We start from the raw sequence: 17,360 nt of genomic DNA, 5'->3' as shown, positions 1-17,360 counted from the left end.
CCCTGCTATTCATACAAATAAAATATCCTATCCATTAGCCTCCATTTTTCCGCAGAAGTAGCGCCTGGCTTGGAAATTTGGAATATTGACATATATTCCTCCCATTCCGCCTGCCGGGGCAATGTGGCAAGTTCTTTCATTGCCCGCTCCCAATCAAAATCCAATGGAGTTTCTACAATCATAAACAAACGTGTATCTATAATATAAATCTCCATTTCGAGAATACCCACTTTACGTATTCCTTCGCGGATGACCGCCCAATGCTCGGATTCACTATGGCGTTTTTTATATTCTGCAATCAACGCAGGATCATCCTTCAAGTCTAATGTCTGACAATAACGTTTTACGGGACAGTTATATTCCCGTACTTTATAACCTTTTTCTTTCGCTTCCATATACTTACATTTTTTATCTGTTTATTTCAACCACTTTTATATCCATTGGCGCCATGATTATTTCTTTGTTATACTTCTCTTTAGAAAGAATATCCGTCATTGTCCCCTCAATATATACGTTAGCAGACTGTTCCGAGAAATTAATCAAATACAGATAGCGGCTCTTACCCTTTACCTCTGTTATTTCAACCATTTTGTTTTCAGAAATGGCTAACGGGCGTATTCCCTGCTGTGCCAATACTGTTTGTATTATTTTAGCCGTCAACTTCCTTTCTGCAATTGTTCCTACATAATAAACAGAAGCTCCCGATTTATCAACCCGGGAAGAAACTGCAACGTTACCTTTAAAAAAGTTTTCGTCATAAGATGCCAATGGAGATGCGGAAGTTAAGCTAAACACATCAAACCAATAACCGCTCGAGTATTTTTCCGGAGAATTATCCCATTTAATTCCTATACTTTTCTCTCCAAGTAAAGCATGCTGTTCGCCTATTTCAATTCCAGCCAAACGTTCAAGCCGTTTGTTTACCAACGTGCCATAACTCTGTACTTGCATATCACGCAATCCGCTCATACCTGTAATCACTAAAGAGACTCCTTTCTTAACCGCCTCTTCCAGTCGTAATGCCAACTTTTCGTCCATTAAAACCAAAGAGGGTACTACAATAAGTTTATATTTCAGAAAGTTATCTTCCGGAGATATAATATCCACAGTCATCCCTTCTTCACGCAATGCATTATAATATGAGTGTACTTGCCTCATATAACGAAAATCAGAAGAGAATAATTTATTTTCAAATGCCCAATCAGCATGAAAATCACGTATAACAGCAACAGATGCTGTCGGAGTGAGTTCTCCGGTCAGATTTAAAATCTTACGAATTTCATTTCCGGTTTCAGATACCTCCGAATAACGCCGTCGAGGTTTGTCATCCACATCTATGACTCCTGACATCACATGTTCATGACCGGCTTTGAAAGCTTTATAGGGGAAAAAAACTATTCCATTTGCACCATGTGCCACCTCCTGATGTGACCACAGACGAACCATTCCCGGTGATACCAAATGGCGCTGACGCCCTGCGGTACGTGCAATCTGCGCTTCAGTCACCATAAACGGCAACTGGTTATTTGTCCCTCTTATTTGAGAAAGAGCCAACGAAGCCATTGTCGGAGTATAAACGAAACTACCGGTATTTCCATACTCATTCTCCAATGTCCATGCTATCGGATAATTATCAATAGACATAAAATCTGCCTTATCCGCCAACTTATATAAATTCAAACGATAAAGAAAACCACTGGAACAAATGTTATGTGTCACTTTAAAACGCTGGGATACTTTTTTAATGGCATCCCGCTGCAAACAGAAAAAATCAATAGCACAATCAGAATAAAATTCCAAATAGTCTTGAAAACAAGATGGATTATCACCACTTCGGGGTAGATAAACCTCCTCAAACGTTTTTATATTCTGGCTCCAAAAACTTAAATTCCATGCTTCATTGAGCCGTTCCACATGCTGATATTTCCGTTTCAGCCAATGAGCGAACTTCTTCCGGCAAGTGCTGCAATAACAATATGGTTCTTCAGCCATCAATTCGTTATCTATCTGGAACCCGATGACTGATTTGCTATTGACGAAACGAAGTGCCAATTGTGTTGCTATACGTTCTGCAAACTTGCGATAATGCTCGTTATTCAAACACGCATGTCGCCTGCGTCCATATTCTTTGCGTATCCCGTTTGCCTGAACTTGCATGACGTCCGGATATCTGTCATACATCCATTTGGGAATTGCCGCCGTAGGTGTGCAAAGTAAAGAAGAGATACCCTGTTTATCCAATGTCTCCACTGCATGTTGCAACCAATCCAACGTAAACTGCCCTTCGGAAGGCTCCATGCTACTCCAGGCAAAGTCCCCCATACGCATTAAATTGAAACCTGCCTGTTTCATTAATAACGCGTCTTTTTCAACTTGACGGTCTGTTATTTGCTCCGGGTAATATGCCGCGCCGTAGTAAAAATTATCCTGCCCGGCTACTCCATGACAAATGAAAACACATATCACAAAGAATGACCATTTCAAAATATGATTTCGTCCCATTATTCTTATCTTCTACATATATATTACACTATCCGATTAAAAAGACATTTTTTTTGTCTCATTAGGAGCCAACTGAATCGTCTTAACCTTATAAAGCACATTCTCTCCCAATGGTTTCATACGTTCTGAAGCATTTTCTACCAAAATTTTTGTTTTAACAGGAACCGATGAGGGATTTCTTAATTCACAAACAAATTTTCCATTCTTCCGCACGGAAGTTTTCAACAATATATTATCGAATACAGTTGCCATATTCTTATCCGGCTGTATGTATACACCGGGGATTTCCACAGTGGTCAACATTAGTCCTGTTTCAGCCCAGGTTGACAAACCAAGAATTTCACCAATACGTTCTTTCCCCTCCCAATCTGTCATATTTACACGTTCACACACCCATCCTTCTTTCGCCTCACCGATAGGATTGGCTTTACACGGAAGATACTGTGTAATGTTGTGAGCTATATCTTGCAAAAGATTCAGATAAAACAGGTCTCCTGTTGCCCGGTACAAGCGCAATAAAGCTATGCCGGAGGCAGTACAAATGGCAGGTGCTCCATGTTTATTCTGCGTATTTGCATAAACAGCTCCCATGGAATGGATGCCGGTCTTTCCAAAAAGCGATTGTTCAGGAAAAGAATAATCACCGGTAACCACCCAAGTAGAAAACTGGCGCGCCGCATCACTTGCATATTTGAGCCATTTCTTTTCACCTGTCAGTTCATAAAGCAAGGCAAATGATTCAACCAACGAATAAGAAGATTCCGAATCCGGATTCTGCAATGCATCTCCGGGGCCTCCGCAAGTAACTCCCTGACAAGTAAATTGACGATAATAATATTCTGCCGACTCCAAAGCTACCCGAATATATTCTTTGTTATCGAAATATTGTCCCGCCAGCACCATTGCTGCTGGCACAATAGCCCCGGATGTGGAACCTCCCACGCATATCTTTCCGGTAAAAGCATCTACGAACTGACCGAACTGCCGGTTCTCATTCCATAACTTAACAAAAGAGTCACATACCTTACGTGTACCTTCTTTCCATATCGGTTTTATATCAAAACCTTTAGATTCCATCAACATCAGTTGCTTGATGATATAGTAAACCGCATCACCACTTTTACGAATCAGATGCCAGTTGGCGGTATGTGGTTTACGAATATCTCCTCCTAACCATACATTTCCTTTTTCCCCGGCATCCCAGAAGAAGCCGGACGGACTGATTCCGTCGGGAAACAACCAATCAAAGTTTCTAATTACATTTTGACAAGTCTGCTCATCACCCATAAACAATAAGGGATAAGTGGATATCATTCCTCCAGTCCATCCGATTTGCCAATCCTGAAGGAAGTTTTCTCTCATACCTACAGAATAATACCCGTATTCGGGAACAAAATTCTGTGTGTTGAATTTATTCTCTTGAATAGACTGACATTCAGAATAAGACAAAGTGCTGCGCAACTCCCCACACATTATATCTTTTCGTACTTCAGAATATCTTTGGAATAAATCTGTTATCTGATTGGCTTGAAAACCGTATATGCGTAACCTAACAGTAACAGAATCCCCCGCTTTGAAAGTGTGTCCCTTGTCCCAGGATGGAACACGGCTGTCGCAATTCATATACACATACTGCTCTCTCATACAGGGGGACGTTATTGCAATCGTAGCATTTTCACGATTTCTATCCTCCTCGACCGACAGACTATAGTCTCCCAAATCATTGCCATACTCTGTCAACAAAATAAAACCTTTCCTAGTGGATGGAGACTGATAACAGACAGCAGGAGTTGCAAAAGCTCCGCTACGGTCTTGAATACGAGAAAAACCATTTCCTTTATCCAAGCGCAATATATCTGTTACGATAATAGGTTTATCCGGCCCTATATCCTGTATTTCATAAAGTTTGGGAGAATATCGCAGTCTTCTGGATTCAAACTTATTGCCATTATAAGCAACCGAAGGCATCAAAACATAATTATCTGCACTCCATTGGTTGCAATCAATATTCACAGATACGGCAGCCTGTTCAATCTGTCCGGATGTACATTGAAAAGTAACATTCAGCTCCAATGCATCCAACCTGTCCGGCACCTCTCTTATATCCGTTCGAACAGCCCATGTACTTCCAACCAACTGATGTCCTTCCCCCAAAATGGCTTCCGAACGAGCTTGCACCATATTGTAACGTGCATAATCATATTGCGTGACTGAGGTATAAATCTTACAATGATTCGCATCCTGCCATTTTTCAACTTTATTCTCCGACGTAGCAGCAAAGACATTAAAAGAAAAACAGCCAATAACCCATAAAAACAAACCTATATTCTTCATGTTCAACCTATTATTTTATATCATTAAGCATTTTATAAACGTCAATTCCTGCGAACATAACCGCAAATGATCCATGAGTATCGTCATCAAAGAAGGGACGATTAATATAGTAATTGACATCTTCGGAACACATTGTCCCCATACAGATATTATGTACTGTACCATCCGCTTCTACTTGAGAAGCCAACGCCTTCCAAGCTTTCTCTAAAATTGGCCTATATTTTTTTCCGTCCAACCAGCCATAATTGATTCCGCGGGCTATTGACATCACAAATATAGCTGTACCGGAAACTTCAGGCTTCGATTCGGGATATTCAAGTACATTAAACCAGAATCCGCTCTTATCCTGCCACTTGATTACCTCTTCAAGATGCCTGCGATACTGTTTTAAAATAGATTTATACTTAGGATGAGAAGTCGGAAGAACTTTAAGAACATCACTCATAGCCCAAGTTGCCCATCCATTTGCACGCGACCAATGAGGCATCTTCACTTCCGGACGTTTTGAATAATGTGCATGCATATATAAGTTTGACTTCTGATCAAACACTTGCGGAATAAAATCTATTACTTGCGAAGCCGCATCATCCAAAAAGACTTTCCGGGTAGCATCATCCTTGGCGTAAAGCGAAGCCTGCACAAGGAACGGAATCCCCATAAACATATCATCCACCCATGTGGTGTATTCTTCCGGTGTGACACGAGTATAAATGGAAGAACCCGGAAGACGAATTTGCTCATCGCGAGCATACTTCATCATACCATTCACAAAAGTTTCATAATTCGTACGATTTTTGAAGTTGCCTTCTGTGCGAAGTTTGTAGATAAACGGCAATGCCGGAGCCAATGTAAAATCGAGTAAGGGAGTCTTTATGATAAAATGATTAGCCGAATTCATATAATTCAGTGTACGTACCTGATGTTTGACAAAAGGCATCCCCGATAATTGAAAATCACAAAAATTATCAGCCCATTGTCTGTATCTTGTATCATTGGTAACTTCCGACAACTGTTGCATAGCCCATGCCACCCCTCCATTATGATAATTCCATTGATAGGTGGTTCCCCATTCTTTCGGGTCTATCATATTTCCCAATATTTCTATTTTAGGTATTGTCCAGGTTATAGCTTCATCTCTCAAACCGGAATACATGGTTCCAAACCGAAATTCCATTTCGGGGGCATAAAGAGTATCGATTCCGGGAGCAAAAGGACCTATTACCAGCCAATTTGTTAAATCAGCAATGCGGGCATCCACATCAGCAACACGATGCAAACCGATTGAAGCATAATCAGCCTCAACAGTCACAGAACCTTTGAGGCTGGGAGGCTGCATATAAAACGTCCATTGTCCACCTGCCGTTTCAGATTTCACCAATAACGTGTTTTCCCCTTTTTTCAATGGAAGTTCGCATTGGAAAGACATCTCGACACTACGTTCCTCGTATATTAAATTCAATGCCCTATTACCTTTCTTTTCATAAACCATCTCTCCGTTTAGCCATATTTTACATGCATCATTGTGTTCCAACTGAATATTCATTCTCTTATCATTGTCTGAATAAATACGGGTGTATGCATAGGCAACAGCAGGACGCCCCAATCCGAATGTACGTCCGAAATTAACAAACTCAACATCATCAAACACTGAATCTGCCGGTGCTACTTCCAAACGATATTTGAAGGGAGTTTCGCGGATTAGTTTTTCACCAATCCGCTGAACAACCCTTAACGGTTCGTCTACAACTTGCCCATACATTGCACCGCTTACTAAAACTGCTGACAAGAGAATCTTAAATTTACCTTTCATAAAACTATACCTATTTTATACTATATCACTTATTTCATTGTATTGTAGGAGATGAGCCTGAATATAAATACTCAATAGACGGCAGAGGCACATACATCTCTGAGTACGGAGGATTCAATGCTCGAATCGGCGTGCCTGTCATCGGATTATTTGTATCAGAACTCAAATCTATTGCATCCAAACTCATTTTAGTACCGTCAATTGATTTCTTCATTGCCACCAGATAAGTCAACCTGTCATTTGCCTCAAAACCAAGTTCTTTAATTCGTTCCTTTTCTATATCTTCCTCCGTCACAGATAGCAAATCCGGCAATCCGGCTCTCTTGCGTATGACATTTACATCTTTACGTGCTTGTTCTGCGTTTGAAGCCAACAATAAAGAAGCACGAGTCAGATAGATTTCCGATAAACGGACGATAGGAACATTCGTATAACGGGCGTATGGTGCGCGGAAATTTTTGTCAGACCAAAAAGTATTCCACTTCATGTGAGGAAATGTCTGCTCATATTCTTCTTTGGAAGCACCCGAATCTCCATTATTCCCTTTCAGGAAAGCATGTAACTGAACAAAACGTTTATCTTTCAACGCCTCATCACTAGGTACATAGTTTTGCAAGTCAAGAGGATTATCAGTTGTTGACCAGCCGATATATTTTATGATACGAGGATTCCAATAAGCACATGCCCATGAACCATGCTGGAAATTTTGTCCTCTCAAACCACCAGTCCAGTTCAAATCATCCGGTGAATAACTACCCGCAGCCGAGTTGAAATTATATCCTCCGGCTTTACTCATACGTGCCAACGCAATAGGTTGATTAGCCCCTTCTGCTGTAATAGCGGCTTCCCAGAGCACTTCCTTCGCCAAGGGATTCGTTGTGTAGAGAGGTTCGGCATTTCTATTGAATGCACGAATAGGTTCTTCCGTCAAATCGAAATAAGGATTATCCTCCACTCCATTTTTTATGATAAAATTACATTCATTCAAAGCTTCTGTCGTATTTCCCATCAACCAATAAATCCGCATTAAAAAAGCCGACGCAGCATACTTATTTGCTCTTCCTCTTTTATTTGTATCCGGCAAAAAGTTCTTGGCTTTCTTTAAATCGCTGATCATAAAATCATAAACTTCAGCAACCGTACCCATATACGGATTACGCAATGCTTCTTGAGTAGGATCAAGTTTCGTAATTAGAGGAATAAAACGTTTTGAATTATTGACCTCATTATAGGGAGGCATAAAAATCCGTGAAATCATCCAATATGAATATGCACGCATGAAATACAGTTCCCCTTTTTGACGTTCCAATACTTTCTTATCATCCTCGGTCATATAATCAAAAACTGGTAAACCTGCATCCTCACGTTCCTCAATAAAAGTCAATGGTACATTACAAGTTCCAACCGCACCATATAAAATTTTAAAGGAGGATTCCAGTTGCTCTCCAGTCACGTCAAATGTGGACATTTGGCGAGGATACCAATAGAGAGCTTCCTGTTCGATAGACCATGGATTCGCCAATGCGATATCTGCCGCCAATTCGCCATAATAAGATATAAGTGCTAAAGGAGATTGCCACCCCGGAATCTGGAAATGCGCCGTATACGGACTGACCACCATATACTCCAAGTCATTTACATTCTGCCACGGAGTTACCTCGGGACGATCCAATTCAAAAAATTTATCCATGTTACACGAAGTCAGACTAAGTCCGAGCATCAGTGTCATTACTATATATTTTTTCATATAATACATTGATTAATTGATACTTAAAAATTAAGGCTTGCACCAATAGAGAAATTGCGTATTTGAGGCATTTCATTTCCCTGAAATAATATACCTTGAGAATTCGCCCCATTTTTATTGTTAGACAACCTCACTTCAGGATCCCATCCGGAAAAATCAGTGATCGTAAACAAATTAGTAGCAGTTACATATATCCTCAACTTAGAAATCAAAAGCTTCCGACAAATATTTTCCGGTAAAGTATAACCCAGTGTCAGATTCCGCAGACGGAGAAAAGAAGCACTTTCCAGAAATTGGGTCGTTCCAACATCATTAGACCCATAGTTACCCGTTCCTTGAGTTCCGTCATCTTTTATATTATATTGGTTTCCCCATCTTATCTCCGGATATTCACAAATATCTCCCGGCTGTTTCCATGAGTTAGCAACCAAACCTGCAATAACATTATTACGTCCGTCACTTGCCTTAGAATACAAGTCCATCCAACGGTTATAAATATGATTACCCGTAGAGAAATAGAACATAAATGAAAGATCGAAATTTTTGTATGCGAAATTATTGGTCCATCCGCCATATATTTTAGGCATTCCGGATTTTCCTTCCTGAATAATACGATTTTTATTGATATTATTGCCCGTAGCAGGAATCAGTTTTCCGGTTTTCACTGTACGCCCGGTTTCCGCATAAACATTCTGATCAATCTCGTAAATCAATCCTATACCTTTCTCCGGATCTACTCCGGCCCACTCTGCCAGAAAATAGGTACCTATCGGCAAACCTTTTTTGGTAATAACTCCCGGACGTGTATTTATGATTCCAGTTCCTTTTGTATCAACATCCGGACTTAAAGCTGTTACTTTATTACGATTGTAAGTCAAATTAAAACCAGTCGTCCAACTAAAGTCTTTAGTAGTAATTGCATTATAATTAATATCAAACTCAAAGCCTTCATTATACATACTGCCGATATTGGCCCACATACTATTATTGAAGTTTATATTGAAGTCTTTATTAGGAATACCGGCAGAAGCGGGCAATTGCACTTTCAATAACATATCGTCTACATTTTGACGATAGTATGCAATAGAACCATTAATCCGATTATTAAAAAATGCATAATCAAGACCTACATCTATGCTTCTTGTTTTCTCCCATTTAGCTCCTTTATTAGGGACACTCCACATATACATATTAGGATCACCGTTGTAAAAAGCCTTGGCTTTGGTAGCATAAGAAGTAATAGTGGCTTCAGATGGAATATTTTGGTTTCCTGTTTCACCATAACTTCCACGCAGTTTCAACATAGAAATCCAATCCAAAGACTCCATAAACGCTTCATCGGAAATAATCCATCCGGCAGATGCCGAGAAGAAATTCGCCCAACGGTTCTCTTTTATAAATTTGGAAGAACCTTCGCGAATGAAAGATGCCCCCAAAAGATATCGTTCCATGAACTTATAATCCAAACGACTGAAAAAACTCATTCCATAATTTTCTCCACCAATATAACCTCTTGAATCAGCATTGTATGTGCCCACCCCCGAAAGTTCTTGAAAAACCCCGGTGAGTTGTTTACCCGATAATGTCAGATAATCTGTATATCCACGGCTGGATTCAATACCTAGCACTGCATCTACACCATGATTACCGAAAGCTGCTTTATATTTACCAAACAAATGATATTGTTGGGAGTAACTAGTATTTTTATAACGTGAGCCCGAGTCCCCGTCTAATTTGTTGTCGCGAGTGATAATATTAGAAGTCCAGCTATTATTTTGAGAATTGCCATAAGCCAAACTTGCATCAGCACGAATTGCCAAACCTTCCACTCTGGGAATAGCTAATTCTACATATGCATTAAGTCTCAAGTTCAGATTACGAGATTCATTGGTGCGATAACGTTCATCAATCACCGCCACAGGATTCATACCAGTAGTACCATTCCCCATACGCGGATTCCAATAACCGGAAGGTGATGTCTCATCATATACTTTATACCAAGGAACTAAAGGAGGATAATTCCAGTTAGTCGCATTATCCATAATACGAAAGCGTCCGAACGCCTGAACTCCTAACGAAATAAGTCCTTTTTTATAATCCGTATTCAGTCGGGCGGCATAAGACTCCAGTCCACGCCCCTTCAAGTTAGTTTCATCCTTTCTGTAATTAAAAGAGGCATAGTTACTAATAGATTCCCCTCCTTGAGTGACGGAAACATTCAAGTCATGGTAAAAGCCTGTACGAGTAGTCATCCCGACATAATCATGATGTTGCTTTAATGCTTCCTCACGGGTGATTTCCGATTCACAATTGTTCCAAAAAGGTTTTATTACATCGCGTTGCGGATCAAAAGGTTCTTTTCCTGTATTTTTACGCGCCAAATCCATAACTTCGAAATATTCTTCAGTAGAAGCAATCCCCAAATCATCCTTAGTCAAAGAGGTCACACCATATTCGTAACTGATGTTAAACTGTGGCGTCCCTTTTTTCCCCCGTTTGGTTGTTACTATAATTACACCATTCGAACCACGCGAACCATATATAGCAGTAGCTGCAGCATCTTTCAGAATCTCGATAGATTCAATATCATAAAAGTTCAGATTGGAAGCATCTCCCCCAACCATCCCATCAACTACCCACAGAGGATCAGTACCCGATGAAATAGAACGAATACCCCGTATCTTTATCTGGGGGGAATTTCCGGCAATACCATCATTGACTATTTGAACACCGGCTGCCTTACCTTGCAGTGCATTTTCAAAACGCCCCCCGGTAGATAATACCAAATCCTCACTCTTTACTTTTGTAACAGATCCGATGACATCTCTTTTCTTTTTTGTACCATACGCTATAACCATAACTTCGTCAAGTTCGCTCACATCTTCCTGCAATACAACTTCAAGCAGTTTATCCCGCTGTACCGGTAACTCCTTCTTTTTATATCCCATATAAGTTATAGCCAGTACAGACGAACTTGAACTTACACGAATTACAAATTTACCGTCAAGGTCTGTCACCACACCATTAGCAGTACCTTTTTCAAGTACACTCACCCCTATCAACGGTTCCCCCCGTTGATCTTTTACAAATCCAGAAACCTGAAATGATTGAGCTGATACATTTGGACATCCAACAAACAAGGCTATGACAACCCCAGTCAGAAAATAAATCATCCATTTGTTTTTTTGCAGTAGGTTTTTCATAATACAATTATTTATTAATAACTAATTAATAGATTCTCTTTGCCAAAAGTAGAAGAAAAACAGAAATCAGATATGTATTTATCGTTCATTCACAGGTAACATTGATACATATCACCCATATTTTCATCTTATGGGGTTATCTCCATAAGAACCGGATTACATAACCGCTCAATATAGTCATTGATCATTCCTAAATAAAAATCACGATTAATAAAACGCTTGTCGCTCATTTCCCAAGCAGCATAGACTCTGTAACGATATTCCCCATTTAAATCCGGCTTTAAACCTGCACACCAAGTATTTCGTATATTTGAATTCAGACTGGAAGCTTCAAATAGTGTATCGACATTTGAAACAGGTAGAACAAGCCCCAGCCCTAAATACCATTCTTTTTTATTTGCCTGAAGATCATGTGTATTCATCGACAGATACTTGTCAGAATGTAACCTGGAGACTTGCGGTTTTTCATTCTCTAAAGTAACCAATCCCGTTACGAGACGTGCATTTTGCGGCAAAGCATTAGTGGTCACCAAACTTTCATATCCATATTTGCCAGCCCAAATAGTAATTATCTCCTGCAAATCAATTTTACATTCTCCTACCTTCCAACCATAATAATTAAGCTTAAACATAGAGCGTACAGTTCCTTTGGTTATCAAAGTGTAGCGGGTAGAATCGACATTATCTACGGTTTGTTCCGGTAACACCCCCAATCTTATCAATGTATCCGGCAGTTGCATAGCAATTCCTCCCACTCCAAGAGATCTGCCAACCATCAGAATATCTCTTCCCCAATTTCTCATCACATTGTAAGTATCCCCCGGCATCCCGTCAACAGTTATCCCTACAGTGTCAAGTACCATAGCAGGAAGCAATTTACCGAAAACATCCCGATTATTGCGCCCGTCAAAATAATGCCTGAATCCGACTTTATCATTCTCCCAGGCCGGACCGTCCATTTGATAAGGATACCCCTCACCTCTTGGCAAACCTTCACTACCATGCACGTCGGTCTTCAATTCCTTGATGTTGCCCGGAGTTATCATTTTTCCATAACGAATGTTCGTGCGATAAGGAAAAACAGGATATTTCTTTGGATTAACCCAATCTATCTTAAGATTTAACCGTACCATAGAAGGTAAATCACAGACAAAAGCCAATTCGTCCCAACGACCGTCTCCATCCACATCATCATATTGGCACGGAATAAAATTGTTGGATTCATCCATTAATACCGGCACTAATTCACTACTTTCATCAATGTTCAATTGTTCCCGGCGTATAACAAAGGACTCATCCACCCGAACAGTATCCGAAGGATTAGTCAAAGTAATATGTAAAGCCTTCTCGTTCTTCCCGCAAGCGAGAACTAAAAGAGCCCAAATTGCCAAATACAGTTGTTTCATATCTTTTGCAGTCTTTATTGAACGGTTGAAAAACAAAGTCATTTCGAGTGCAACAAACATAAGCATTAACAGACACATTTACTCGTACTATTATTCCAAAGACAAGAATCCATGTTTCAAAATCCACCAAATGAAACATATCTACCAAAAGATGTAACATTCCCCCGTAAGAAAGAATAAGAAAAATGATACTTTTGTTTTAAAGAAATAAATCTCTTAACTTTCAAAATCGTCATACAATGAAAAAAACATTAACCGCCATACTATTGGTTGTGCTATACACCTGTTTCAGTACTGCACAAAAACCTAATATATCTTTTCTCAATCTTTCCGTAAAAGATGGATTATCGCAAAATACGATCATCAGAATCTATCAAGACAGCAAAGATTATATGTGGTTCTGTACCAGAGACGGACTAAACAAGTATGACGGAACCGGCTTTGAAATATTCCGTAACATTCCCAAAGACTCAACCAGCATCAGTAGCAGCGATATTACCACTATTACAGAAACGGGAGATGGATACCTGTGGATAGGAACTCACTACGGATTAAACCGGATGAATCCCATCACCAAAAAAGTCACACGCTACTATCCTGACAGTAGTTCAAAGAATAGTATATCTGATTATATTATAAAGCATCTATATGTCGATTCCAAAGACCGGTTATGGATAGCCACTACATCCGGTCTTGACATATACGATAAAGAACATGACTGTTTTCACCATATTTTTCAAGGAAACCCCATCATATGGTTAACAGAAGATTCTTATAGCAATCTCTGCTTCACAGATGGCAATATGCTCTATTTTTATAATCTTGTCAATAAAGAAATAACTTCCTATCCTTATACAGAAAAAGACAATATCTACCATATCTACGAGGACAGCAAAAAGAACTTATGGATAGGAACCACATACAGCGGTTTAAAACGTTTCGATCGCCCGACGCAACGTTTCATAACCATTGATTTAGGGATTCATAATAAAACTAATTTCAACAATGAACAGATAGGATACATCATTGAGGATGAATCATGCAATTTAGTATTAGCTTCAAGAAGTGGAATACTTATATACAACAGTACCTTAAATCAATGTATGGCGCATATTGTTCAAACCGGAGAAACAGGAAGTTTAAGTGACAATACAGTGATAGCGTTATACAAAGACCGCAACGAGAATATTTGGGCAGGAACATGGATAGGAGGAGTTGATTATTACAGTCATTTCAGTAATTATTTTCAGTTTCATGTAGCAAGAAAGGATATCAGGCGACCTGTACACAGTTATAATTCATTCATCGAATGGAATAACAGACTCTGGATAGGCACCAACGACGGACTTATTGAATATGACAAGGATCAGGAGAGCTATATCTTTCATTCAAATAAGCTCATAAATCCGGCACTAAATGAGGAAGTTAAATATATCCAACTAGTAGAGAATAGAGACTTATATATCAGCATCTTCGGTGGTAATCTTTATACGCTTCAGACAAAAGGAAGGTTGAAGAAAACCCTTCAACAATACAATGGAGCATATCTGCGCGATTTAGAACAGGACAGCACCGGTACTATCTGGCTGGCTTCGCATACCAATGAGTATCTGACCTGTTTTAATCCCCAAACAAACCTTTATATTAACAAGTTTCCAGTAAAAGGAGAAAAACAGCCCCGACAGTTTGTCAATGTTCAGGATCTATTAATTGATTCTGATTCTATCATTTGGATAGGAACACGTAACAACGGGCTATACAAATATAATTATATAAACCATGATATTAAACAATATCAAGCCGGACTGCAAAACGGAAGTTTGACTAGCAACAACATATCCGTTCTTTTCAAAGATTCCAATAATGAGCTATGGGTAGGCACTTATGGAGAGGGAGTCTGTCGCTACAACCGTACCACAGAACTTTTTGAAGTTTTCGACGAGCGAAATGGATTAAGCAATAAAGCTGTATGCGGCATCCTTGAAGATAATGCCGGAAATATTTGGCTTACAACGCAAGGTGGCATTTCTTGCCTTAATATAGAAGACTATTCTTTTATTAACTACACACACGCCAATGGCCTTCCTCTTCAGGAAATTAACATGCATGCCTGTCTAAAAACAACTGACGGAACCTTTGTGGTAGGAGGAAGTAACGGATTTATTAGTTTCCGTCCCCAACATCTCAAAAAGAACCCACATATTCCGAAGATTGTTATTACTGACTTCAAAATATGGAATAACAGTTTTCCACAATACGACACTCCCATACATCAGATTGAAACAGACAACAAAATCTATTTAAAATACGATCAGTCCCAGTTTTCAGTCAGTTATGCGGCTCTTAACTACATTTTCCCCCATACCAACCAATATGCTTATCAATTGGAAGGATTTGACAAAGGCTGGAACTACGTCAACAACATCACTACTGCAAATTACACAAACATCCCTCCCGGAAAATATAAGTTCCGGGTGAAAGGAAGCAATAATGACGGAATATGGAACGAGGCAGGAACCAGCTTCACAATAATTATCACTCCCCCATTTTGGGCAACTTGGTGGGCATACACGATTTATACCATTCTTGGCTTATCATTACTGTGGTTTATCTTCAACTACTTCATCACTAAAGAAAGGCTGGAGAATAACCTAAGGATAAAGCAAATAGAACAGCAGAATTTAGAGGAAAATCATCAATTACGAATTCGCCTGTTCACCAATTTCTCGCATGAACTACGCACGCCGTTAACACTTATCATCGGGCCTCTTAACAGCTTATTATCAGATAGTAGCATACCTTCACGCATTGTCGACTCCCTAAATATAGTACAAAAAAATGCTAATAGATTATTACTGCTAGTCAATCAGTTGATGGACTTTAGAAAACTAGAATCCGGAAATCTGAAGTTAAAGGTCGAAACTGGCAATTTCAAACAGTTCATTGATGAAATCTTCATTGCTTTCCATGAATTGGCCAAACAAAGGAATATCAAACTGCATCTCAATTATGCAGTGGACAATCCACCATTATGGTACAATAGCGACCAACTGGAGAAAGTCCTGTTCAATCTTCTCTCCAACGCCTTTCGCCATACACGGAATAATGGAGAAATTACAATTGATATCCGCCAATGGGAGCTACCGGCTGCCATTAATAAATATGGAAAACGGTTTGATAATCTGCCGGCAAACGTCAAACAAATAGTGGAAATAAAAGTAAGAGATACCGGACATGGAATTGCGGCAGAAGACCTGAATAAAATATTCGACCCGTTCTATCAAGCCAATAATTACGAAACAAATACAGTTTACGGTACAGGCATAGGCCTCAACCTAACCAAGGGGATTATAGAACTTCATAAGGGAACAATATGGGCAGAAAGCAAGGAAGGTGAAGGAGCTATTTTCCGCATATTTCTGCCTTTGGGAGACGAACATCTGAATGAAGGGGATAAAATAACTCTCTCCAAAGAAAAAATAACTGAAAACATCGAATTAATCCAGCCCAACTTATTATCCAATGTTGAAAACTCCTCTTCTTCCGAGAAGAAAAAAGAAACATCAAAACGATACACTGTTTTAATTATAGAAGACAATCAGGACATCCGTTTTTACATCAAGTCGCAAATAAAACACAAGTTTAATATCAAAGAAGCGGAAAACGGTTTGAACGGCAAAGATATAGCCCTCCATACCATCCCCGACCTTATCGTATGCGATATTATGATGCCTGGGATGAATGGCATTGACGTATGCAAAATTCTGAAAGAAGACATTAGGACATCACACATCCCCATTATCCTATTAACAGCCCGTATCACCATTCCGCAGATACAGGAAGGATTGCAGTACGGAGCAGATGACTATATAACCAAACCGTTCAATGCTGAATTACTTCTAACAAGAATTGAAAATCTAATCATGAACCGTGAAAAACTACGGAAGGCATTCAGCAGAAAAATCACTGTTGAGGATAAATGCATAGCCGGAGAACCAAGCATTGATGAACGCTTCCTTATGAAAGTTCACAACTACATTATGGAGAACATTGATGACCCGGAATTAAGAATTGAAGATCTCGCAGAAAAAATAGGTATGAGCCGTACGCAATTGTATCGAAAAATTAAGGCAATTACAGATATGTCACCACAAAAACTGGTACTTAGTATACGACTAAAAACAGCAGCAACATGTTTGAAAGACGAAGGGCTTAACGTTTCTGAAACTTGCGCAAGGGTTGGCTTTAGTGATCCTTCTTATTTCAGCAAACGCTTCAAGGCTTTCTTTAATATTTCTCCATCAGAATATGAAGAAAAGAATAGAAATGTAACCTAGATACCAGAAATAGAAACATAC

The 17,360-nt window shown here is 39.4% G+C and carries 8 protein-coding genes; 1 reads left to right on the top strand and 7 read right to left on the bottom strand.

The genetic code is table 11. The annotated features are described in order from the left end of the window. Positions 1–5: 5 nt before the first annotated feature. From AB3G73_RS19945 to AB3G73_RS19915, 7 genes are all read right to left on the bottom strand, one after another. The gene (locus AB3G73_RS19945) at positions 6–395 is read right to left on the bottom strand and encodes an L-rhamnose mutarotase (protein WP_234132528.1); all 390 of its coding nucleotides are present in this window, start codon (positions 393–395) and stop codon (positions 6–8) included. Between the two features lie 13 nt (positions 396–408). Beyond that, the gene (locus AB3G73_RS19940; protein ID WP_367745493.1) at positions 409–2,502 is read right to left on the bottom strand and encodes a beta-galactosidase; all 2,094 of its coding nucleotides are present in this window, start codon (positions 2,500–2,502) and stop codon (positions 409–411) included. Positions 2,503–2,538: 36 nt separating this feature from the next. Beyond that, a complete protein-coding gene (locus AB3G73_RS19935; protein WP_367745492.1) occupies positions 2,539–4,836 on the bottom strand; it encodes a hypothetical protein in 2,298 nt (765 codons plus the stop codon). Between the two features lie 10 nt (positions 4,837–4,846). Then, entirely contained in the window at positions 4,847–6,646 is a 1,800-nt protein-coding gene (locus AB3G73_RS19930; protein ID WP_234132533.1) for a glycoside hydrolase family 105 protein, read from the bottom strand. A 34-nt stretch (positions 6,647–6,680) separates the two neighbouring features. Then, positions 6,681–8,393 (bottom strand): RagB/SusD family nutrient uptake outer membrane protein, encoded by a 1,713-nt coding sequence (locus tag AB3G73_RS19925; RefSeq protein WP_234132535.1) that lies wholly within the window; start codon positions 8,391–8,393, stop codon positions 6,681–6,683. Positions 8,394–8,416: 23 nt separating this feature from the next. After that, positions 8,417–11,596 (bottom strand): TonB-dependent receptor, encoded by a 3,180-nt coding sequence (locus AB3G73_RS19920; RefSeq protein ID WP_234132536.1) that lies wholly within the window; start codon positions 11,594–11,596, stop codon positions 8,417–8,419. Positions 11,597–11,724: 128 nt separating this feature from the next. Further along, positions 11,725–13,002, bottom strand: coding sequence for a DUF4861 domain-containing protein (locus tag AB3G73_RS19915; protein ID WP_234132537.1), 1,278 nt, complete (start codon positions 13,000–13,002; stop codon positions 11,725–11,727). 239 nt (positions 13,003–13,241) lie between these two features. Here AB3G73_RS19915 and AB3G73_RS19910 point away from each other — a divergent pair, with 239 nt between their 5' ends. Next, positions 13,242–17,339, top strand: a complete 4,098-nt coding sequence (locus AB3G73_RS19910) for a two-component regulator propeller domain-containing protein (protein WP_367745490.1) — start codon at positions 13,242–13,244, stop codon at positions 17,337–17,339. Positions 17,340–17,360 lie beyond the last annotated feature (21 nt).

Origin of the sequence: Bacteroides sp. L008 (assembly GCF_040812255.1) — a bacterium.
GTDB lineage: Bacteria > Bacteroidota > Bacteroidia > Bacteroidales > Bacteroidaceae > Bacteroides > Bacteroides vicugnae.
The sequence above is the reverse complement of the archived record's forward strand: the minus strand, read 5'-3'. Positions and strand labels throughout refer to the sequence as shown.

Bases quoted from the DNA above. Each gene is read 5' to 3' on its own strand.
- AB3G73_RS19915 (WP_234132537.1), bottom strand. From the start codon at position 13,002: ATGAAACAACTGTATTTGGCAATTTGGGCTCTTTTAGTTCTCGCTTGC.
- AB3G73_RS19930 (WP_234132533.1), bottom strand. From the start codon at position 6,646: ATGAAAGGTAAATTTAAGATTCTCTTGTCAGCAGTTTTAGTAAGCGGT.
- AB3G73_RS19910 (WP_367745490.1), top strand. From the start codon at position 13,242: ATGAAAAAAACATTAACCGCCATACTATTGGTTGTGCTATACACCTGT.
- AB3G73_RS19935 (WP_367745492.1), bottom strand. From the start codon at position 4,836: ATGAAGAATATAGGTTTGTTTTTATGGGTTATTGGCTGTTTTTCTTTT.
- AB3G73_RS19920 (WP_234132536.1), bottom strand. From the start codon at position 11,596: ATGAAAAACCTACTGCAAAAAAACAAATGGATGATTTATTTTCTGACT.
- AB3G73_RS19945 (WP_234132528.1), bottom strand. From the start codon at position 395: ATGGAAGCGAAAGAAAAAGGTTATAAAGTACGGGAATATAACTGTCCC.
- AB3G73_RS19925 (WP_234132535.1), bottom strand. From the start codon at position 8,393: ATGAAAAAATATATAGTAATGACACTGATGCTCGGACTTAGTCTGACT.
- AB3G73_RS19940 (WP_367745493.1), bottom strand. From the start codon at position 2,502: ATGGGACGAAATCATATTTTGAAATGGTCATTCTTTGTGATATGTGTT.